This window comes from Rhizohabitans arisaemae, from assembly GCF_025996515.1.
In the GTDB taxonomy this organism is placed as follows: Bacteria; Actinomycetota; Actinomycetes; order Streptosporangiales; family Streptosporangiaceae; genus Rhizohabitans; species Rhizohabitans arisaemae.
Genome location: NZ_BLRH01000034.1, coordinates 1 through 20,340, shown reverse-complemented (window position 1 = coordinate 20,340; position 20,340 = coordinate 1). Strand labels below are relative to the sequence as shown.

Annotated in this window: 23 protein-coding genes; 8 read left to right on the top strand and 15 right to left on the bottom strand. The window is 68.5% G+C overall.

Annotated elements, in window-relative coordinates; translation table 11 throughout:
• Window positions 1-132: 132 nt before the first annotated feature.
• The 3 genes from RUR_RS15450 to RUR_RS15440 form a co-directional block, all read right to left on the bottom strand.
• A complete protein-coding gene (locus RUR_RS15450) occupies window positions 133-858 on the bottom strand; it encodes a hypothetical protein (RefSeq protein WP_283135746.1) in 726 nt (241 codons plus the stop codon).
• Window positions 859-1,061: 203 nt separating this feature from the next.
• Window positions 1,062-2,198, bottom strand: coding sequence for a winged helix DNA-binding domain-containing protein (locus RUR_RS15445; protein ID WP_283135745.1), 1,137 nt, complete (start codon window positions 2,196-2,198; stop codon window positions 1,062-1,064).
• A gap of 168 nt (window positions 2,199-2,366) precedes the next feature.
• The gene (locus tag RUR_RS15440; protein WP_283135744.1) at window positions 2,367-2,669 is read right to left on the bottom strand and encodes a hypothetical protein; all 303 of its coding nucleotides are present in this window, start codon (window positions 2,667-2,669) and stop codon (window positions 2,367-2,369) included.
• Window positions 2,670-2,886: 217 nt separating this feature from the next.
• Between RUR_RS15440 and RUR_RS15435 the strand changes: the two genes are divergently transcribed.
• Window positions 2,887-4,875 (top strand): hypothetical protein, encoded by a 1,989-nt coding sequence (locus RUR_RS15435; protein WP_283135743.1) that lies wholly within the window; start codon window positions 2,887-2,889, stop codon window positions 4,873-4,875.
• 17 nt (window positions 4,876-4,892) lie between these two features.
• Window positions 4,893-5,882 (top strand): hypothetical protein, encoded by a 990-nt coding sequence (locus RUR_RS15430; RefSeq protein ID WP_283135742.1) that lies wholly within the window; start codon window positions 4,893-4,895, stop codon window positions 5,880-5,882.
• On the opposite strand, the gene RUR_RS15425 is transcribed toward RUR_RS15430, so the two are convergent.
• The 3 genes from RUR_RS15425 to RUR_RS15415 all read right to left on the bottom strand — a co-directional run bounded on the left by RUR_RS15425 (window position 5,883) and on the right by RUR_RS15415 (window position 7,861).
• Window positions 5,883-6,311 carry an ester cyclase gene (locus RUR_RS15425; protein WP_283135741.1) on the bottom strand — a complete coding sequence of 143 codons (429 nt, stop codon included), beginning with the start codon at window positions 6,309-6,311 and terminating at the stop codon, window positions 5,883-5,885. It abuts the gene before it with no gap.
• Window positions 6,312-6,475: 164 nt separating this feature from the next.
• Window positions 6,476-6,904 carry an ester cyclase gene (locus RUR_RS15420; RefSeq protein WP_283135740.1) on the bottom strand — a complete coding sequence of 143 codons (429 nt, stop codon included), beginning with the start codon at window positions 6,902-6,904 and terminating at the stop codon, window positions 6,476-6,478.
• A gap of 189 nt (window positions 6,905-7,093) precedes the next feature.
• Complete coding sequence (locus RUR_RS15415; RefSeq protein ID WP_346349041.1) at window positions 7,094-7,861, bottom strand: TetR/AcrR family transcriptional regulator C-terminal domain-containing protein; 768 nt, start codon at window positions 7,859-7,861, stop codon at window positions 7,094-7,096.
• A gap of 112 nt (window positions 7,862-7,973) precedes the next feature.
• On the opposite strand from RUR_RS15415, the gene RUR_RS15410 reads away from it, so the two are divergent.
• On the top strand, window positions 7,974-10,256 hold the full coding sequence (locus RUR_RS15410; RefSeq protein ID WP_428847011.1) for an ATP-binding cassette domain-containing protein: 2,283 nt from the start codon (window positions 7,974-7,976) through the stop codon (window positions 10,254-10,256).
• A 153-nt stretch (window positions 10,257-10,409) separates the two neighbouring features.
• Here RUR_RS15410 and RUR_RS15405 read toward each other — a convergent pair whose 3' ends face one another.
• The 5 genes from RUR_RS15405 to RUR_RS15385 all read right to left on the bottom strand — a co-directional run bounded on the left by RUR_RS15405 (window position 10,410) and on the right by RUR_RS15385 (window position 15,336).
• Window positions 10,410-10,556 carry a hypothetical protein gene (locus RUR_RS15405; RefSeq protein WP_283135737.1) on the bottom strand — a complete coding sequence of 49 codons (147 nt, stop codon included), beginning with the start codon at window positions 10,554-10,556 and terminating at the stop codon, window positions 10,410-10,412.
• A gap of 517 nt (window positions 10,557-11,073) precedes the next feature.
• Entirely contained in the window at window positions 11,074-11,985 is a 912-nt protein-coding gene (locus RUR_RS15400) for a hypothetical protein (RefSeq protein WP_283135736.1), read from the bottom strand.
• Window positions 11,986-12,437: 452 nt separating this feature from the next.
• The gene (locus tag RUR_RS15395; RefSeq protein WP_283135735.1) at window positions 12,438-13,361 is read right to left on the bottom strand and encodes a hypothetical protein; all 924 of its coding nucleotides are present in this window, start codon (window positions 13,359-13,361) and stop codon (window positions 12,438-12,440) included.
• 422 nt (window positions 13,362-13,783) lie between these two features.
• Window positions 13,784-14,665 (bottom strand): glycoside hydrolase family 19 protein, encoded by an 882-nt coding sequence (locus RUR_RS15390; RefSeq protein ID WP_283135734.1) that lies wholly within the window; start codon window positions 14,663-14,665, stop codon window positions 13,784-13,786.
• Between the two features lie 407 nt (window positions 14,666-15,072).
• Window positions 15,073-15,336 carry a hypothetical protein gene (locus RUR_RS15385; protein WP_283135733.1) on the bottom strand — a complete coding sequence of 88 codons (264 nt, stop codon included), beginning with the start codon at window positions 15,334-15,336 and terminating at the stop codon, window positions 15,073-15,075.
• Between RUR_RS15385 and RUR_RS15380 the strand changes: the two genes are divergently transcribed.
• The 4 genes from RUR_RS15380 (at window position 15,337) to RUR_RS15365 (ending at window position 18,460) form a co-directional block, all read left to right on the top strand.
• Entirely contained in the window at window positions 15,337-15,570 is a 234-nt protein-coding gene (locus RUR_RS15380; protein WP_283135732.1) for a CGNR zinc finger domain-containing protein, read from the top strand.
• A 67-nt stretch (window positions 15,571-15,637) separates the two neighbouring features.
• Complete coding sequence (locus RUR_RS15375) at window positions 15,638-16,150, top strand: RNA polymerase sigma factor (protein WP_283135731.1); 513 nt, start codon at window positions 15,638-15,640, stop codon at window positions 16,148-16,150.
• Window positions 16,147-16,989, top strand: coding sequence for a hypothetical protein (locus RUR_RS15370; RefSeq protein ID WP_283135730.1), 843 nt, complete (start codon window positions 16,147-16,149; stop codon window positions 16,987-16,989). The genes RUR_RS15375 and RUR_RS15370 overlap by 4 nt, the downstream gene beginning before the upstream one ends.
• Before the next feature lie 124 nt (window positions 16,990-17,113).
• On the top strand, window positions 17,114-18,460 hold the full coding sequence (locus RUR_RS15365; RefSeq protein ID WP_283135729.1) for a helix-turn-helix domain-containing protein: 1,347 nt from the start codon (window positions 17,114-17,116) through the stop codon (window positions 18,458-18,460).
• Here the strand turns inward: RUR_RS15365 and RUR_RS15360 are convergent.
• Both RUR_RS15360 and RUR_RS15355 read right to left on the bottom strand, forming a co-directional pair.
• On the bottom strand, window positions 18,432-18,728 hold the full coding sequence (locus RUR_RS15360; protein ID WP_283135728.1) for a hypothetical protein: 297 nt from the start codon (window positions 18,726-18,728) through the stop codon (window positions 18,432-18,434). The two genes, RUR_RS15365 and RUR_RS15360, sit on opposite strands and share 29 nt — an antisense overlap.
• Window positions 18,729-18,733: 5 nt before the next feature.
• Window positions 18,734-18,886: a hypothetical protein gene (locus RUR_RS15355; protein ID WP_283135727.1), complete on the bottom strand. Its 153-nt coding sequence runs from the start codon at window positions 18,884-18,886 to the stop codon at window positions 18,734-18,736.
• Here RUR_RS15355 and RUR_RS15350 point away from each other — a divergent pair.
• Complete coding sequence (locus RUR_RS15350; RefSeq protein WP_283135726.1) at window positions 18,885-19,100, top strand: hypothetical protein; 216 nt, start codon at window positions 18,885-18,887, stop codon at window positions 19,098-19,100. The two genes, RUR_RS15355 and RUR_RS15350, sit on opposite strands and share 2 nt — an antisense overlap.
• Before the next feature lie 116 nt (window positions 19,101-19,216).
• Here the strand turns inward: RUR_RS15350 and RUR_RS15345 are convergent, their stop codons facing one another.
• Both RUR_RS15345 and RUR_RS15340 read right to left on the bottom strand, forming a co-directional pair.
• Window positions 19,217-19,849: a M15 family metallopeptidase gene (locus tag RUR_RS15345; protein WP_283135725.1), complete on the bottom strand. Its 633-nt coding sequence runs from the start codon at window positions 19,847-19,849 to the stop codon at window positions 19,217-19,219.
• Between the two features lie 97 nt (window positions 19,850-19,946).
• A partial coding sequence (locus RUR_RS15340; RefSeq protein WP_283135724.1) for a hypothetical protein occupies window positions 19,947-20,340 on the bottom strand: 394 nt, incomplete at its 5' end.

Genomic DNA, 20,340 nt, shown 5'->3' with positions numbered 1-20,340 from the left:
TGCTAGAAAACAGCCCTGCGCATCCGCTCGCCGACTATTAGGACATATGCCCCGATCTCACATACTCGTTGATCAGTTCCGAGTCGAAAAACTGTGATATGGCAGAAAGAGCTGCGAAAACCCCCATTCTGGCTACTCTCCGCGCGTTCCCCAATCGGAGGTGCCGTATGGGGGTGCTGCACAGAAGAGAAGGTGATTGCTGAGCCAGGCAAGGACCTCACGCGGGAGGGTGAACGGGGCCGACAGTAGGGCTTTGGTGAGCTTGTCGATTGGCGGGGTGGCCGGCGGCATCTCGGCGAGAGCGCGCTTACCGCGGTCGCCGCCACCCCACGCGCGGTGAGCCGGGTCGGCAAGAAGTACGCCGATACGCTCCACAACAACAGACCAGCCGGGCATTCCTTTGTGGTCCTGACCGAACGCCCGGGCTCTGTTCACCAGGTAGACCTGAAGTGGGCTGTCCACACATGTGTGCTTGTCAATACTGAGCAGCGAGTTTGTGTGATCCTTCACATGCCGGGTGTAGGTTCCCAGATGACCGTAGCCAAGCTCCTTAAGCGTCTTACCTCCGGTCCCCGCCCACGACCGAGTGCGATCCAGTAGGTGCCGCTCGAAGTCGATAAGAGCAGTAGCCCTGTTCTCGTCCCGCAAAGCTCGCACGGCCCTGTCCTGAAGGGCCGTCGATTCGGCGAAGATGGCTGCGTCGTCCGGTCCTCGCCGACTGGAGTGCATATCTTCGACGGGGCTGTTACGCCAAAGTTCGATGACCAGGCCAACCGCCATGGCGTTGACGAGGGCATCACTGCCGACGATTCCGGCCTCCTTACACCGTTCACCATGTCGCTGCTGGAGGCCGATCAAGATGTGACAGTTGCGAGGGTCACGCTTACATAATGACGCGGGGTCCGCGATTGACCTCATATAAGAAGAATAGGAAAGGCATCGCGCGCTTGTGGCATCTTCACGATAGATCCAGTGGACCAGAAGGCCGTCCGCAGTTCGCCTGTCGCGTTCACGCCCAGCCCAAACCCGGGCCGGATGCCTCCGTACGGCTGGTGCGACGGTCAGCCGATTCGGATGTCGGGAGCGGCGCCGGGGTGGAGGAAGGTAAGGAGGGCGGCGCCTTCGGTTTCGATCTCGGCCTGTTCGGCGGGGGTGAGCGGGCGGAAGGCGCGGACGGCCAGGGTGGCCGATCCGCGCCGGTGGAGGACGGTCCAGGTGGCGGCGGCCATTCCGTCGACCAGCACGGTCGCGGGCTGGTTCGAGCCGATGGCGTAGCCGTGGGCGGTGTAGTCGACGTCGCCGGGACGGCCCAGGATCCGGCTTCGGTCGGCGTAGGAGAGGAGCAGGTTGTCGAAGTCGTAGAGGAACCGCACCGGCGCGGGCGAGTCCGGGCCCGGCCTCGGCGCGTCGGGGAGGTCGAAGAGTTCCGCCCCGTCCGGGCCGGTGAACACCCGAAGGCCCGGGCGGAGTGCGGTGAACACCTCGGCGAGCCGGGTGAGCCCGCTCCAGGTCTGGACGTCGCGGACGGTCGCCGGACCGAACGCGGCCAGGTGACGCAGTACCAGTCGTTCCAGGGGAAGCGGGCGCTGAGCGCGGCCGAGCCAGGATTCCAGCGGAGACTGCAGGGCCTGTCCGCTCCGGCCCCACACCCCGCGCGGGGGAACCTGCACCATCGGCAGCCAGGCCCGGGCGACCTGGGCCAGCCCCGCCGCGTCGCGGCCGGGGAACCTGTAGGCGAGGAGACGGCCCAGCTCGGCGGCGCTCCTCGGCCGTTCCCCGGTGATCTCGCGGGCGGCGTCGACGAGGGCGTCCCGGTCCACTCCGCCCAGGTGCCGCCCGAAGGTGCTCATCGCGGCGCGGTCGATCATCGGCTGGACGACCGGGCGCAGGGCGAGGGCGTCGGCGGCGGAGAGGAGGTGAATGGTGGCGCGCATGACCGGAATCCGGACCAGCTCCCGGCTCTCCAGCAGGGTGCCGACGGCGACGGGGTCGAGTCCGGCCAACCGGGACCACAGGCCCACGTACCAGGTGTGCGTGGTCTGCGCCTGAAGCCCCAGCAGATGCTCGACCGCGTCCACGACGGGCAGAGCGGCCCGCTCCAGCAGAAGCTGCCGGGCGAGCGTCGCCCGGTTGACCGCGCGTGCCGACAGTTTTTCGCCTGCGGCGCCGGAAGCGTTGATCTTCATGCTGTTCCCCATGGCACCTATGCTAAAGACGATTCCGGTCGATTCTTGACCGGAATTGCCTGAAATGCCGCCATTTCGCGCTCCCTGTGTCCGGTACGGGCTCCACGGTGCGGACCCGGCCTGCTGCCAGGAGACGATCCTCCCGATAAGGAGGCGCCGCGGACGCCGTACCCGGCGGCATCAGTGTTCCAGGGCTTGCCGCGCGTCGTGGCTGCGACGCCGGTGGTAGGAGGCGGCGGCGACCGCGAGCGCGGCGCCCCAGATCGGCCACAGGCAGGACGGCAGCCAGGCACCCCAATCGTCCGGTTCGAAACCTTCGGTGAACCCTAAACGGACGTAGGTGAACTCGGCCACGGTGCCGATGATCGAGACAGACCCGGCGGGAACGACCGCCGGCAGCGGGGGGACCCTCCTGCCCCGCAATCCGGGGATCCGGCGCGGGAAAACCTCCCCCCGGCGCCGGATCAGCCCGAGGGTGAGCACGGCGCCGAACGCTCCGAAGGTGGCCGGATAGGCCGGCCATGCCGATCTCCTGAAGGTATGCCCGTCACCCCGGATCAGGGCAATGAATGATCTACGGTGACACACCGAGTGACCGCCGTCGATCAGCCTGCCTTCCGGCTTAACCTGCGAAAACAGATCATGGGGAGCCATGCCGGGAGCGACCCGGCGCCACCGACCGGCTGCGGGGGGAGACGACGTGACCGGGGTGCCCACACAGTTCGCGATCGCGGATCTCGTCCTTGCGGCGCTGCGGAACGCCGGCGAGCCGGTGCCCGACGAGGCGGACCTGCCCTTCTTCTATCTGGGCGCCGTCGGCCCCGCTTTCGGGGATTTCCTGCCGACACGGGTGGAGATCGGCGCCGCCGGATCCAACTCCACGCTGTTCGACGTCTGGCTGCCGCTGTTCCGCCTGCTCGCGGGCACACCCGGAACCCCCGGGATGGCCGCCAACCTGCGGACCCTCAAGGACACGCTGCGGCGCTTCGGCGCCGCGGTGCGGGACGAGGACAAGTTCGCGCTGCTGGACATGAAGTCCGACCTGACCGCGCTGCCCGGGCTGATCGCGACGCTGCGGACCCGGTTCGGGCTGATCAACGGCATCCGGACCGGGCTGCCCGATGCGATCAAAGCGGTCCGGCCGCTGGACAAGACGCCGCCCGCGGTGGACTGGCACCCCCGGGACACCCTGCACGGGCATCTCACCGGGAAGTTCTGGGGCGAGCTGCGTCGCCGGGGCGCCGACTCCCCCGACCCCAGGCTCAAGGCGTTCGGGCTGGGCGCCGTCGTCGGGTACGCGGGCGCGCTGTGCGGCAACCCGTTCGTCAACGGGGCGGTCGGAGCGCCGTACCGGAACCACTGGTGGCGGCACCGCTGGATCTCCCACCACGTCGACGCCTGGGTCTGGGGCTACTACGGCACGCGGGAGCGGGTGCGGGCCCGGGGTGAGGAGATCGTGTTCTCAAACTCCGAACGAGTCCCGATTCCGCCGTACAAGGCATGGGACAACATCCCCGGCTCGGAACTCCAGAACCGGTTCGCCATCGGCGGCATCACGCCGGACACGGTGCTCAACTCCATCCGCGACGGCGTCGCAGTCCCCGCGCACCTCCCCGCCGACCTGGTGACACTCTGGCTGGACTGCTATCGCGACACCGTCGGCGACCCGCCCTCCCCGGGGGTGGATCCGGCGGGTCTGCAGGGAGCCTACGCGGTCCTCTGGCTGACGACCTGGATCAACTGCTCGGGGGAACTCCTCGGCGCGACGCCGCCGCATCGGATCAACGACCCGGACGGCTGCGGCGACCGGCCGGACTGGGTCGAGGTCGACGGAAGCGTGGTCTCCGGCGGCACGGTCACCCCGCCGCCGACGATCAATCCGCCGAGCCCGTCCGCCGCCGAGATCGCCAGTGGCATCGCGGCGGCGATCCTCGGGGTGGCGGCGTTCCTGTTCGGCGCGGCCGCCGCCGGGATCGCGCTGATCGCGGCGGCGGTGGCGCTGGTGGACGACGCCACCGACCCCGACTGGCAGGAGCTCCACTGCCACCTGGGCTGGGTGAACTCGTTCCTCGCCCAGTTGGAGAACGCGTTCCGCGACCTGCTCGGCGCCGGTGGCCTCGGACCGCCGTACGCGGACCGGCTCGCCCACAACGAGATCCAGTTCCAGACCTGGGGCGGCCAGATCATCCCGCCGGACGCCGCGCTGAGCACCTGCCGCAGCCCGTCCGCCCTGGAGGGGGGCGAATACCCCGCCTCGACCTGGGTCACCGGTCCGGGCCCGGTGAGCAACTGGCCGCGCTACCCGGCCGAACCGCCGGAGCCGCCACGGCAGATCTCCTATCCCGAGGGGTCGTGGTATCCGCGCCACTTCGTCGACGGGTTCAGTTTCGTCGACAACGGGCCGACGGCCGTACCGAGATTCCCGGGAACCCAGGACAACCCGCTCGACGCGCCCTTGGGTAAGCCCAGCGTGCTCGATCCCGATCAGTGGGAGCTCCGGATGCAGCGGGCCGAGCACGGCGGCATCCCGCAGGGCGTGTTCGGCAACGCCGTGGACGTGTCCCTCACCTTGATCCGGGCGCCGCAATCCGACCTGCTCAACTGGGATCTGGACGGTGACCGGGGAATCGGGTGGCCGACCTGGACCATGACCGACCCGACGAATCCGGGCCACGTGGTCCGCGAGTGATCGAGGGAGAGTAAGCGGTGAACGGAGAAGAGCCGGAGGGCCCTCCACCGACCTATACGCCCTGGCTGGTCGTCCGGGCCACTCCGAGCGACATGGGGAGGAGGCCCGTGCCCGCGGGCACCCCGTTCTGGGCGAGCCCTGACATCACGGTCACCCCGTCCGACCCGTGGGGCCGGGTCACGGCCGGAGACGAGGTGCTGGTCTCGGTGACGGTGCAGAACCTCGGGTACGCTCCGGCGAGCGGGGTACGCGCCCGGTTCTGGTGGGCCGACCCCTCGGCGGGGATCTCCCCGACGCTCGCCACGGTGATCGGCGCCTCCGACCGCACCTCGATCGCGGCGGGGCAGGCCGAGACGCTGCCCTGTACGACACTGTGGACGCCTCAGTTCGTCAACGGCGGTCACGAGTGCCTGATCGTCGAGGTCTCCTGCCTGGGCGACCCGCTGACCAGCACCTTCCGGCCGGACCTGGATCGGCATGTCGGGCAGCGCAACGTGACGGTCCTGGCCGGAGAGGGTGAGCCTCATCCGATGACGCTCAAGCTGGCCAACCCGTTCTCGGAGGAGGCCCCCACCACCCTGTACGTCCGGTCGTTCCGGCTGTCCTCCCCCCATCGGCTGATCGGCTTCGGACTGCACGTCCATCCGATCGACGCCCTGATCCACCTTCAGGATCGAACGCTCACCGACCCGTTCGCCGCGCTGGGCATCCGCACCGGCCCGGCCGAGCCGATGACGGGCCTGCAGGTGGGCGGGCTTGACATCGCCGATGTCCTGGGCGGCGGATTCGGCGAGGAGGCTCAGCGGCTGCTGCGGGAGCGGCGCGACCACGACACCGACTTCGGGACGCCGGCCGCGGAGACGACCCTCCCGGCGGCGGGGGTGGCGATGGTCCCGGTGACCGTCGGGCTCGGGGGAACGGGCGGTCAAGCCTTGATCCACCGGCTCACCCAGGTGACCGACGGGGTCGACGTCGGCGGGTACACCGTGGTGTCGCTGCCCGGCTGATCAGGTGGACGGCAGGCAGGGCACGCCGAGTTGCGAGAACAGCTCCAGCTGGTCGTAGTAGAGGCGCATGCTGATGACGAGCCCGTCCTCCACCGTGCTCACGTTGCAGCCGCGCACGTAAACGGTGCGCCCCGTGGGGGCGAGCACCTCACCGCTGGGCAGCAGATAGGGCGCCGTGTGCGTGCCCGCGAAGGAGACCTCCTCGACCGCCGTCTCGCCGGCGCCGAACGCCTCCCAGACCACCAGGCGGCAATCGGGAAAGGCCGCCCAGTACTCCGCGATGTGGGAAGCGAACTCCTCAGGCCCTTCGGCCGTCCCTTCGGGTCTCACGACCACCCCCGTGGGGCTGAACGTGGCCAGCAGAGCGCTGATGTCATGGTCGTTGAACGCGGCCAGGTATCGGTCCCGCACCCGTCGAGCTTCGGTCATCTGTCGCCCTCCCGGAGTCGGCGCCCAGCTCCCGCATGCCTTTCTACCTGCACTGACACGAGTCTACGGGAGACCGCCGCCTGCCCCGAGCCGACGACGGCCCCGGAGTGAGGCGCCGGTGGGGCGACGTCCCGCGGGCGGGGTGGCCGTCGCCGCCCGGCCGATCAACCGGCGGGCAGGCAGGGCACGCCGAGCTGGGTGAGCAGCTCCAGCTGGTCGAAGTAGAGGCGGAGACTGACGATGGTCCCGTTTTCGACGGTGCAGATGTAGCAGGCCCGCACCTGGACGGTGCGCCCGGTCGGCGCGAGCATCGCGCCGCTCGGCAGCAGGTAAGGCCCGTTGTGGGTGCCCACGAACGACAGCTCCTCGACCGTCGTGCCGTCGGCCTCCGCCTCCTCCCAGACCACCAGGTGACAATCGGGAAAGGCCGCCCAGAACTCCCTGAGGTAGGAGGCGAGCTCCTCATGCCCTTCGGCCGCGCCCTCGGGGCTGACGGCGACACCGGCCGGACTGAACGTGCTCAGAAGGGCGTCCATGTCCTTGTCGTTGAACGCGGCCAGGTATCGGTCCCGCGCCCTGCGCGCCTCGGTCATCCCGTCACCTTCCCGGAGTCGGCGGCCGGCTCCCCCATCCCCGGCCACCTGCACAGACACGAGTCTACGGGAGACCGTGGCGACGCCTGGGGCCGATCCGGCGACGTACGGCGGCCACCTGGCCGCGCACGGTACGGCGACGCCCGCAGGGCCGTACCTCATGGCTCGGAAGAGGCCCGTACCGGCGCGTCAGGGAAGGTCCGCCCGCCGCATCGCGGTCTCGACGCCGTCCAGGAGCACGGCGAGGCCGGCCTCGAAGGTGCGGCGCGCCTCGGTCTCCTGGTACGTCAGGGACGCGTCGCCGGGAGGCGGACTCTCCTCCAGGTCTTCACCGTGGAGCCATACGAGTACCGGGTAACGGGCGGCGTAGTCGGGCGCGACCTCCGCCAGCAGGCGGGATCTGGCGTACCACCACTCGTGTTCGAAGGTCCCGGTCACCGCGGGGGCCCACCGGGCGTCGGCGATCGTCTGCGCGCATCCGCGGACGAGGTGGAGGAGGGTTCCGACGACCGGGCGCAGCACGGCGGGCCGGAGCCCGGTCCGGCACAGGACGCAGGCGAGGGTCTCCAGAAAGCGGTGCTCGCCCGGCCCGAGCACGGGTCGCGCCTGCGACACCTGCAGCATCCACGGGTGCCGTACGTAGAAGGCGCAGGTGTCACGGGCCCAGGAGATCAAGGCTTCCCGCCACTCGTCGTCCTCGCCGGGGTAGTGGACGGGGAGTTCCCCGAGCGCCCGGTCGTACATGAGATCGATGAGCTCGGCCTTGCCCGGCACATAGGTGTAAAGGGCCATACCGCTACAGCTGAGGCGCTCGCCGACCGCACGCATGGACAGCGCGGCCATCCCCCCGGCGTCGGCGACGGCGATCGCGGCGTCCACGATGGCTTCGACGCTCAGCCCGGGCTTGGGACCGGGACGTACGGCTTCCGCATTCGGGTCACGCCAGAGCAGGGCCATGGATCGTTCAACATCACCCTGACCAGCGTAAACAACCAAGTTGCCACTCCTTACAGCATAAAGTATCGTAATCTCTTTACTCGATAAAGATACCAGGAGCGATAGCTTGGACCTGCACTCCCCCGCGGCGGCACCCGCGGACAGCCATGACGTGATCAAGGTCCGCGGAGCCAGGGAGAACAACCTCGCCGACGTCTCCCTCGACATCCCCAAACGGCGTCTCACGGTCTTCTCCGGGGTCTCCGGATCAGGCAAGTCCTCCCTGGTCTTCGGCACCATCGCCGCCGAATCCCAGCGACTCATCAACGAGACCTACACCGCCTTCCTCCAGTCGTTCATGGCGACGCCGAGCCGTCCCGACGTCGACGCGCTGCACAACCTGAGCGCCGCGATCGTCGTCGACCAGGAGCGGATGGGCGTCAACTCGCGGTCGACCGTGGGCACCGCCACCGACGCCTACGCGATGCTCCGGATCGTGTTCAGCCGCCTCGGCACCCCGCACATCGGCACCTCCAGCGCGTTCAGCTTCAACAGCCCGGAGGGCATGTGCCCGAAATGCGAGGGGATCGGGCGGGTCTCCGACCTGGACGTGACCCGGCTGGTGGACGCCGAGCTCTCCCTCAACCAGGGGGCGATCATCGTCCCCGGCTTCACCGTGGACGCCTGGTACACCCAGGTCTACCGCGGCTCAGGCTTCTTCGACCCCGATAAGAAGCTCAAGGACTTCACCCCCGCCGAGTGGGACGACCTGCTGCACAAGCCCGTCACCAAGGTCAAGATCGGGACCAGCAACCTCAGCTACGAGGGACTCGCGGTGAAGGTACGGCGGATGTTCCTGGAGAAGGACCGCGAGTCGCTGAAACCCGGCATCCGGGCTTTCGTCGACAGCGTGGCCACCTTCGCGAAATGCCCGGCGTGCGACGGCGCCCGGCTCAACCCGGCCGCGCTCTCGGCCACGGTCAACGGGCGCACCATCGCGGAGTGCTCGGCCATGCAGATCTCCGATCTCGCCGAGTTCACCCGGGACATCCGGGACGAGTCGGTACGCCCGCTGGTCGCCAACCTCTCCGGCACCCTGGACTCCCTGGTGGAGATCGGCCTCGGCTACCTCAGCCTCGACCGGGAGTCGTCCACCCTCTCCGGCGGCGAGGCGCAGCGGGTGAAGATGGTCCGGCACCTGGGCTCCAGCCTCACCGACATCACCTACGTCTTCGACGAGCCGACCGTCGGCCTGCACCCGCACGACATCCGGCGGATGAACAACCTGCTGCTCCTCCTCCGCGACAAGGGCAACACCGTCCTGGTGGTGGAGCACAAGCCCGAGACCATCGAGATCGCCGACCACGTGGTGGACCTCGGCCCCGGCGCCGGGCCGAACGGCGGCCGGATCTGCTACGCAGGTGACGTCGCCGGGCTCCGCGCCTCCGGCTCCCTCACCGGGCGCCACCTGGACCACCGGGCCCGGCTGCGGGATCGGGTACGGCGGCCTCGCGGCCACCTCTCCATCACAGGCGCCAGCCTGCACAACCTGCGGAACGTCAGCGTGGACGTGCCGCTCGGCGTGCTCACCGTGGTCACCGGGGTCGCCGGCTCGGGCAAGAGCTCGCTGATCCACGGCTCGCTCGCCGGCCGGGACGGCGTCGTGACGGTGGACCAGTCCGCGATCCGCGGGTCCCGGCGCAGCAACCCCGCCACCTACACCGGGCTGCTCGACTCCGTCCGCACCGCGTTCGCCAAGGCCAACGGAGTCAAGCCCGCCCTGTTCAGCGCCAACTCCGAGGGTGCCTGCCCGAACTGCAAGGGCATCGGCCTGATCTACACCGACCTGGCGATGATGGCCGGGGTCGCCTCGGTCTGCGAGGAGTGCGAGGGGAAGCGGTTCACCCCCAAGGTGCTGACCTACACACTCCGCGGCAAGGACATCAGCGAAGTGCTGGCCATGTCGGTCGCCGAGGCGCGGGCCTTCTTCACCTCGGGCCCCTCCCGGGCGGTGCTGGACCGGCTCTCCGACGTGGGCCTGGGCTACCTCGGCCTGGGCCAGCCGCTCACCACCCTCTCCGGCGGTGAGCGTCAGCGGCTCAAGCTGGCCATCCGCATGGCGGAGAAGGCCGGCACCTACATCCTGGACGAGCCGACCACCGGCCTGCACCTGGCCGATGTGGATCAGCTGCTGGGGTTGCTGGACCGGCTCGTGGACGACGGCAACTCCGTCGTCGTGATCGAGCACCACCAGGCGGTGATGGCCCATGCGGACTGGATCATCGACATGGGCCCGGGCGCGGGCCACGACGGCGGCCGGGTCGTGTTCACCGGCACCCCCGCCGACCTGGTCGCCCACGGGGACTCCCTCACCGCGCGGCACCTGCGCGACTATCTGCACGGCTCCGGCGCCTGACCAGGGGGTGAACGCACGGGCCGCCGACGCGTCGGCGACGGCGTCCGGACGCATGCGTCCCGGCAGGCCACCCTGTCCCCGGACAGGGCGGTGAGCCGCCGACGGTGCGGCGGCTCACCTCCGATCTCAATCGGCTCGGTGCGGGAGTCCGCGTCAGTAGCGGAGAGCTCGCTCCAGCTGCGCCTTGGTCATGGTCGACCGGCCTTTGATGTTGCGGCGCTTGGCTTCGGCGTAGAGTTGTTCCTTGGTACGGCCGCTACGGCTCGTCGTGGTACGGCTCATGGTCTTCGTTCCGCCCATCGTGCGGCTCCCCCCACCGGACTGCATCGAGCTTTGACGCATGTGTTCGCGACGTCCACGTTTGTGGCTGGAGTGAGGCATGACTGACACCTCTTTCGGCTCGTAGCTGTTCCCCGGTCGCGTCACCGCCCGGTTTCGGGCGTCGTGGAGCGAGGACCGGCCACCCGTGGTCACGGGATACCGGGAACGCTCGACCGGTGACGTGGCAAGCCCCTGCCGACAGGCTGCGGCGATCGGATCTCGCCGAGGGACTTTGACGTTGTGAGAATCCGGCGGCCCCCTGCCGGGGATGCGGGGATCGCTATGGAGCCCTTCTTAACCCTGCTTGTACCCCCACCAAATCAAACAAACCATCCGATTCGGCCATGAACCACCCAGGGCACCGACCTCGCCCCGGAGCCGCCCCCGACGGCGATTCCGGTACGGGGCGCTCGGCCCGGACACGGACGGGCGAACGCCGCGGGACGCCGTGACGCACGTCCCGCGGCGTGCCACCCGACCTTGGGCCGGACCCGGTTCAGCCCGGGGGAATCGTGTTGTTCTTGGCGACGGGGAGACCGAGCTGGCTCGTGCCGGACAGGGTGACCGACTCGGCCGGCAGATGCCCGAGCACCGGGTTGAGGTGCCTGATCGACAATCCCACCGGCGGGATGGCGGTCGAGGTCGCCACGTCGTACTTGAGCAGGTCGACCCAGCGCACGATGCCGAGCACCGGGGTCGGGATGACGTCCCCGCTCTTTTGAACCGGGAGGCAGAGCTGCCTGGCGGGACCGACCGCCACGGCTCTGGCCGGGATCTGGGTCAGCACCGGGTTGAGCTGCCGCAGGGTCAGGGTCCGGTTCAGCGGGGTGGCCGGGGTCACCGCGTAGCAGAGCAGGTCCACATGCCTGACGAGCGAGAGCACCTCACCGGAGGGGACCGCGTTGTTCTTGGCCACCGGAACGCACAGCTGCTGGGGCGGCCCCACCAGGACCTCATGGCGCGGAGCCGTGGCGAGCACCGGGTTGAGGTGGCTCAAGACCAGGTTCCTGTTCAGCGCGGGTCCGGTGACCTTGTAGCAGGAGAGGTCGGTGTACCGGATGAAGTCGAGGACCGCGGGCGGCGGGAGCACGTTGTTCTTGGCCACCGGAACGCACAGCTGCTCGCGCACGCCCAGGGTGACCTGCAGCGTCACCGGTGTGGGAACGGGGCCGGAAACGGTGATCAGCGGGTTGAGGTGCCGCAGTGCCAGCGTGGTCGTGGGCGGCTGGTAGGGGCTGGCCTTGAAGCATTCGAGGTCGAGGTTGGACACGTACGCCTTGGGTGACGGCAGCACCAGGGCCGCCGAGGCGGGGGCCACCGAGAGGAACGCGAACGCGATCAACGCGGTGACGATCGCCAGCAGACGCCGGCCTGGCTTCGGGTGGTGGGGGGTGAACGGTGTCGCCATGGCTCCTCCGAGGGTTGCCGGCCGTTCCCGACGACGGGGCGCGCCTCCCGATAGAGCACCCCTGGTCACGTCCGGGCAACCACGACATTCCTCCTTGATTCCTGATTTGACAAGACCCATTACTTCTACGATTTCACCAGTTCAGGCGCCGTCGATATTCAACCCGACGACATGACCAGAAACATCACCCTATTGATATTTATCCCGGCTCAAATTCTTAATGATCAGGGATATTTTTCCCACGAAGCCACTTGAAAGCCGCAATCCACGTCAGGGCGGACTGTTCCGCAACCCCCGACGACCCCGGCCGTCTGACATCCGGCCGGGGCCTGCTGCGCCGGGGAACCGGCGTGGAGTGTACGGCGGGGAGGAGCGCGACCCGGGCTACGCGCAGGTCACCTGGTTGTGAGCACCGTCGTCACCCGGACCGCGCCTCTCCCCGCGCTCAACGCTCAGCCCGGGGGAATCGTGTTGTTCTTGGCGACGGGGAGGCCGAGCTGGCTCGTGTTGGACAAGGCGACCGACTCGGGCGGAAGGTGCCCGAGCACCGGGTTGATGTGCCTGATCGACAACCCCAGCGGCGGGATGGCCGATGTGGCGGCGACGTCGTACTTGAGGAGGTCGACCCAGCGCACGATGGCCAGCACCGCGGCGGGGATGTTGTCCCCGCCCTTGGCCACCGGAAGACAGAGCTGCCTGGCGGCGCCGACCGACACGGGCCTGGTCGGGATCTGGGTCAGCACCGGGTTGAGCTGGGTCAGGGTCAGGGTCCGGTTCAACGGGTTGGGCGGGGTCACCGCATAGCAGAGCAGGTCCACATGCCTGACGACCGAGAGCACCTCATCCGAGGGCAGCGCGTTGTTCTTGATCACCGGAACGCACAGCTGCTGGGGCGCCCCGACGAGGAACTCCTGACGGGGGAGACTGGACAGCAGCGGGTTGAGGTGGTTCAGAACCAGAGCCCGGTTGAGCGCGGGTCCTGAGACTTTGTAGCAGGCCAGGTCGGTGTACCGGATGAAGTCCAGGACCGCGGGCGGGGGGAACACACTGTTCTTGGCGACGGGGACGCACAGCTGCTCACGGATCCCCAAGGTGACCGTGATGGGAGGAACCCCGGTGATCACAGGGTTGAGGTGCCGCAGCGTCAGGCTGGTGGTGGGCGGCTGGTAGGGGTTGGTCTTGAAGCACTCGAGGTCGAGGTTGGACACGTAATCCTTGGGTGTCGGCAGCACCAGGGCCGCCGAGGCGGGGGCCACGGAGAGGAACGCGAACGCGATCAATGCGGTGATCGCCGCCAGCAGACGCCGTCCCAGCCCCTTCGTCGGGGCCCGGCGCCGGCCTGGCTTCGCATGGTGAGCGGTGAATGGTGTCGCCATAGCTCCTCCGAGAGTTGCCGGCCGTTCCCGACGACGGGGCGCGCCTCCCGACGGAGCGCCCCTGGTCATGTCGGGGCAACCATGACACTCCTCCCTGGCATGCACTTTGACAAGACCCATTACTTCCAGGGTTTCTCCGGCTCGCCCGGCGCCGGTGAATCCTCCGATTGGAAGTCTCGCAACATCGCTCGATTGCGATTATTCCAGACTCTAATTCCCGATGATCAGGGATATTATCTGCCGGAGCTCTCGGCGGCCCTGTCCAAGCTCCGGTGGCCGAATCACCCCATGGGCGGTCTCAAGTCTCAAGGAAGTCGAATCACGAAATCCCCCTACCGGCAGGCGAGGGAATTCCGGCGGCCGCGGAGGGGGTACGCCCGCTCAGCCGTACCCCCTCCTCACCGCCTGGGACGGTGGGCCTGTCAGCAGGTCAGGTTGGTTCCGGGGTCGATCCCCAGAATCCCGGTGATCCGCTGGTAGTTGTTGACCCGGTTCTGCATGAGCCACGGGTTGCGGCCGTCGCACTCATAGAATCCGTTGATGCTCCGGATCGTCTCGCCGAAGCCACGGCTGTCGACCATCGCGCGGTGCGGGGTCATCGTGCCGGGCCCGCTCGCGGTCATCCAGTACCAGATGCCGGTCATCCAGGCCACCTGCGGCTCGGTCTGCACCAGGTTCGGGTTGTTGAGCAGGTCGATCTCGAGGGCGTCACCGGCCGACTTGTAGTTGAAGTTCCAGCTCAGCATGATCGGTCCGCGCCCGTAGTAGGCGTTGATCCCGGCGGGGCACCCGTAGGGCTGGGGCCGATGACAGTAGAGAGGGTAGTTCGCCGTGTTCGTCTCGTAGAGGTTGACCAGCCCGATGGTCTCGTGGGCGACGTTGGCCAGGAAAGCCGCGGCCTCCTGCTTCTTGACGAGGTCGCTGCCGGTTCCGGCGAACGCCGGATAGGCGCTGAGCGCGGTCACCAGGCCTTGGTAGGTGTAGAAGGGGTTGCGGTTCGGGAACATCTCGTTGAATTGCGCCTCGGTGACCACGAAGGTCCCCGGCCGGTTGTCGCAGACCCCCTTGTCCTGCCAGATTCCGGAAGGACCGCCGGGGACGTTGCCCCGGGTCCACCATTTCGCCCGCCAGTTGCGCCCGTTGTGGGAGGCGACCAGTCCGCCGGCGTAGCCCTTGGCGGGGTCCCATGCGCTCGCGCAGATCGGCACGGGGGTGGACGACGCCGAGGAGGCCGCAGGAAGGGCGACCAGCGTCGCGCCCGCGACGGCAAGTGCGGCCAGGGTCGTCATGATCCGGTTTCTCATGTGCTCACTCCTTGGTGCGGCGCACAGGCCGCACGTGAAACGACAACCGATCAATCGCTGCGTGTCCGGGATGCGCCGCGAGTCGACACCGAGACGGTGGATGCCGCTGCGGAAACGCCGATAGTCAATCCGATACTTTTCACACGGTCAATACACGGAACACCCACCAATAAAAATTGTTCAGGACCCCCTGAAACCACTTGGGAAAACACACCGAAACAAATCGGAATTAAATATGATTATGCCGTTTCGGTATGCAAAATCGCCAACACCGTTTCGATATGCAAAACCGGCACCGTCGTTTCGTTATGCAAAACCGATGTCACCGTTTCAGTATGCAAAATCGGCGCCTCATACCGGAGTGCCGATATCGCCGGTGGTCGTGGTCCGGCGGTTGGGAAACACCTCTAGGCCGATCCCGGGTGGTCGGCCGCCTCGACGAGGGCCCTGCGGCCCCGCCGGGGTGACATAAGCCGGTGAAGGAGTGCCGCCACAAGCTGGAGCACGGCGACGCCCAGCAGGAGAAGCGCCGGGGGCGCCGCGCTGCGTAAGGCCGGCATCCTCACCGAGACCGACACCGACCGGGCGGCCCGCGCCCTCAACGCCTCCTCGCCGAATGCGGTGCCCGGCCGCGCCTGTCCCGGCACGACGGGCATCCCTGGCATCTGCATGTGGACCGAGGCGACGACGCCGGGTGGGCCGACTGGTTCCTGGCCTCCGGTGCCCTCGCCCTGGCACGGATCCTCACCGAGTACGGCCGCGTCACCTGGGGTGAGTGCGCATCCCCCACCTGTTCCACCCTCTACCTGGGCATCGGCCCGGGAAGCGCCCGTCGCTACTGCTCGGCAGCCTGCGCCTCCCGGGCCCGGGTCGCGGACCACCGCCGCCGCAAAGCCCTCGGCTAGCGTGCAACACATCTGGAGGTGCCGGACAACTACCAGGTTGTCCGGCACCTTTCCACGAGGAGAACCTGTGACACAGCGAGATCGCTTCGAAGCGGTCTACGACGCCCACTATCCGGCGATACATCGGTACGCCGCACGCCGTACCGACTCCCCCGACGACACCGCCGACGTCATCGCGGAGACGTTCCTGACCGCGTGGCGGCGGATCGACCGCGTCCCCGAGGGGGACAAGGCGCTGCTCTGGCTGTACGGGGTGGCCCGCCGGGTACTGGCCAACCAGCGTCGCGGAGCCGCCCGCCGGGCCGTGCTCGCCGAGCGGCTCCGCGACGAACTCGCCGCCGACCGGCGGCGCGAGCCGGTCGAGCTGGCCCACGTCCGCGCCGCCTTCGACACGCTGTCCGAGCGGGACCGCGAGATCCTCGCCCTGGCCTGCTGGGAGGGCCTCACCGGCGACCAGATCGCCGAAGTCATCGGCTGCACCCGCATCGCCGCCCGCAGCCGCCTGCATCGGGCCCGCAAACGGCTGGCCGCGATGCTCGAACACCACCCGTCCTCGATGCTCGCGATGGGGGAAGCATGAACGACATCGACAACCTGGTGAAAGCCATCGACCCCGCCCCGCACACGCCGGAACAGGGGCCCGGCGCGCGCGAGCTACGAGCCGCGATCACGGCCACGGAGCCTTCGCGAGCCGGCCGCCTGAGTTGGAAGGTCTGGGCGGTCGCGGTACCCGCCGCCGCGCTGGCGACCTTCACCGCCGTGAGTCTGCTGCCGACGACCGGCGGTCTGGGACCCAAGCCCGCCTCGGCCTTGGACTTCAAGGCGTCGGGCGACGGCTATGTCGTCACGGTGCAAGACCTGTACGCCGACCCGCAGAAATACGCCCAGGAGTTCAAGGAGCGCGGCTTCGCCGTCGAACTGAAACTCATCCCCACGTCGCCCAGCGCCGTCGGTCGGTTGATCGGCGGGGAGACCACCACTGACACTCCGCAGTCCGGGCCACCGATCCAGCCGATCGGCGAAGGATGCGGTGAACCGTTGGTGTCGTGTCTGATCAGCATCAGGATCCCGGAGGGTTACTCGGGCTCCGAGACGCTGATCATGGGCCGTCCCCCCCGGCCCGGGGAGGACTACGACGGCACGGGATCGATCTTCGCGAAGGGTGAGATCCTGCACTGCGTGCCTTTCGTGGGAATGACCGTGGAGAAGTTCACCGAGGTACTCAGCGGAAAGGGCGTGTCGATCGACTCCTTCCGCGTCACCGACGAGAGTCTGGAACGCAAGACGGTCCCCGGCTCGTGGCTGGTGTCGGACGCGACCCTGCTCTCCCCGACCAGGGCCGTCGTCTGGGCCGACCCCAAGGCACCTGAACCGGATCGAAGTTACACAGCCGTCATGGCCGGGTGCCCCAAGAACTAGGCACCAGAAGATCATCCGCCACCCCGCAGGGCCGTACTCTGCGGGGTGAGCGCATTTCCGGTCACCGGCGAGGACCGCAAAAACGGTCAGGCGCGGGAAACCGGCGGCTGCCCAGAATGGTCATGTGCGAACACCTCCCGACCGTCTCCGCCACCTGATCGAGCTTCTCATCGACTCGGTGGCCGACCCCGACGCAGCGCCGGTCCACGAAAGGGCCTATCTCAGCCGCTTTCACCTGGACCGGTTGATCACCGCGGGGCTGGGTGAGCCTCCCGCGGCTTTCCGCCGCAGGCTCGCCCTGGAGCGCGCCGCCTGGCGGCTGCAGCGGTCCGGCTCGGTGACCGACGCGGGGCTGGAGGCGGGTTATGAGGCGACCGAATCGTTCATCCGGGCGTTCCGCCGCGCCTACGGTGTGTCGCCGGGACGGTTCGCCGGACGCGGGGGCGACTTCCGGCTCGTCGCCGCCAACGGAATCCATTTTCATCCACCGGCAGGTCTGCTGCTCTCCCACCCCGGAGGTACTCCGATGACCCTCACCACCCGCCTGCTCGAACACGACGTCTGGCTCACCGGCGAGCTCCTCGACCACGCCGGCCGACTTACGGACGACGATCTCGACCGTGAGGTGCGCCCCGGGCACGTGGTGCACCACTTCGACGGGCCGGAGGCCACCGCCCGGCAGATGCTCGACCGCCTGGTGTGGACCAAGGAGGTCTGGGTGGCCGCGATGGAGGGACGCCCGCTGCCAGGCGAGCCCGACCGATCCCTGGCGGCGATGAAGAACCGGCACGCCGCGGTGGGCCCGGAGTTCCTCACCCTCGCCCGGGACCTGGAGTCGGGCCACGGCTGGAACGACGTGTTCGTGGACGCCCTCTGCGAGCCGCCGCAGAGTTTCAGCTTCGGCGGGGTGTTCGCCCACATCCTCACCTATTCGGCGCAGCGGCGGCAGCTTCTGCTGGACGTCCTGGCGGAGCTGGGCCTGGCCGATCTGCCGTCGGCCTGCCCGATGGAGTGGGAGCGTTCCCGCCAGAGCGACCGCCCGCACTCCCCCGAGGCCCTCCGCGGCGCCGCGGCCCCGTCGGCGCAGCCCGTACACACCCCGCAGGACGCGATCCGCCGGTGGTGGCAGGCGATGCAGGACAAGGACCTGGACCGGCTGCGTGAGCTGACGCTCCCCGACTACCTCTCCGCCGGGGGTCCGGACGTGATGGCCGCAGGCCGGGAGAACCTCCTCACCCAGGCCGCCGAGTTCTTCCGGTCGGCGCGGATCGACCACTGGGCACTCGACGACGTCACCGTGCGGGAGCTCGGCGGGACCGCGGTCTGCTCCTACACCTGGGAGGAGACGGGCGAACACGGCGGGCAGCCGTTCGCGATGCGCGGCGTCGCCACCGACGTCCTGGTCGCCCGGGATGGCCGCTGGCTGCACCAATCCCACCACGTCAGCATGCTCCCCCCGACCTCGCCCTGAGCAACCCTCCCCGCCCCGCAGCCGTCCGGCATGGCCCGGCTCCGCGACAGCTCCCCCAATAGATCGGGTACGGGCTGCGCCGGGCCGATCCCGCGGCGGCGTCGAACTCGCTCGCATTCCATATGTTGCCGTTGGCCGCGACGTCCAGGGAAGACAGGAAATCGTCGAGATCGGCGCCGTCAGAGGAGGTCCCCTCCCGCGGCGTGTCCCCGGTGAGAACCACGCCGTCGTCGAGCGCGGACAGGAACGCCTCGTGGCCGTCGATCATCTTGTCTAGAGTGCGCTGAAAGCATAGGCCGAGGATTCGAACCGCTTGAGCAGCGCCGAACGCAGCAGCCCGGCGTTCTGCTGCTCGTACTGCTCCTCGTAACCGCTGCGTCGGAACCATGACGGAAAGGGCGCGCACCGGGAGGTCTGGGAGATCATGACCGGCTTGCTGCCCGTCTACCTGCCAGGTCCGGGGGAGCGGCCGCACTCCAGCCACACCCAAGCGCTCACCTTCGCCGGCGACGCCGCACGCTGGGCGGGCGCGCACGGCACGCTCCCCGTGGTCGCTGAGATCGCCGCGCGCAAGGGAACGAGCGGATTCGTCCGTACGGCCCGGCGCCTGCACGAGCAGCTCGGTCCCCAGAGTGGGTGATCCGCATTCTGATGACCCGGCACGATGCGCCGCCGCGTTCGGCTGAAACGACGGCGGCGCGGAGCGAACGTTGTCACGGTGGGGCGGTCGTTCACGACAGCCCCACCGTGGGGCGATCAGAGCGCCGTCGGGCCGTAGCGTGCGGCCGAGGCGCCGTTGACGCAGGCCCAGTAGCGGTCGCCGTACGACCAGTGCCACCACTCGGTGGGGTAGTTGACCAGGTCAACCGTGGCCAGGGCCTCGCTGAGGATGCGGCGATGCGCTCTGGCCTCGGCGGACACCGCCGTGCTGGCGGTGTGGCAGGACTCGGTGTCGGTGTCGTTGACCTCCGTGCCCAGCCACATCTCGTTCCCGTCCGTGTCGCACAGGGTCAGGTCGACGGCGGCTCCGGCGACGTGCGGGGCGACCTCAGGGGGAGAGATGTAGCGGCTGGCTCGCCGGTGGTACCAGTCGTGGTCCTGGCCTGGGTGAGCGACGCGGAGCCGGTCGACGTGGGCGTCGAAGTACCGCGCCTGCAGTTCGACCGTTCGGAAGCCTTCGACAATCAGGAAATACACTCCGGGTGGCAGCAGGGACTGCGCGGTGACCAGACGATCCACGACGCCGACGCGAAGGTGGGCGTAGGCGGCTCCGGTCTCGGCCATCCGCGGATCGACGCGCAGCGCCTGAACGGTGTGGAGATCGATCAGTGCTTCGCCGGACTCCTCGATCGGCATCCGGCTGATCTCGGGATCAGAGAGCAGGATCATTCTTGTCCTTTCGGTGGTCGCGCCTGGACAGCCCGATAGGCCGCCCGGTCGAAGATCGGACGGCCTATCGGGCTCTACCAAGCTGTGTGACGGGTCATTAGATGGTCTTGGTGCGGGTCTGGTCCCAGACGCCGGTGCCCGAGTCCCAGACATTGGCCGGCCAGTTGAACCCGCCGGTCTTGGCGGTCCAGGTGAAGAGGGCGGTACGGCCTCCGTCGTAGTTGTAGAAGCCGCCGATGTCGGTCAGCCCGTCACCGTTGAAGTCGCCACTGACCGGCTTGGTGCGGGTTTGCTCCCAGACGCCGACGCCGGAGTCCCAGAGCATGCTCGGCCAGTTGAAGCCGCCCACCTTGGCGGTCCAGACGAACAAGGCCGTCCGAGCCCTGTCGTAGTTGTGGAACCCGCCGATGTCGGTCAGACCATCACCGTTGAAATCACCGCTAACCGGCTTGGTACGGGACTGCTCCCAGCCGCCTGCACCGGAATCCCAG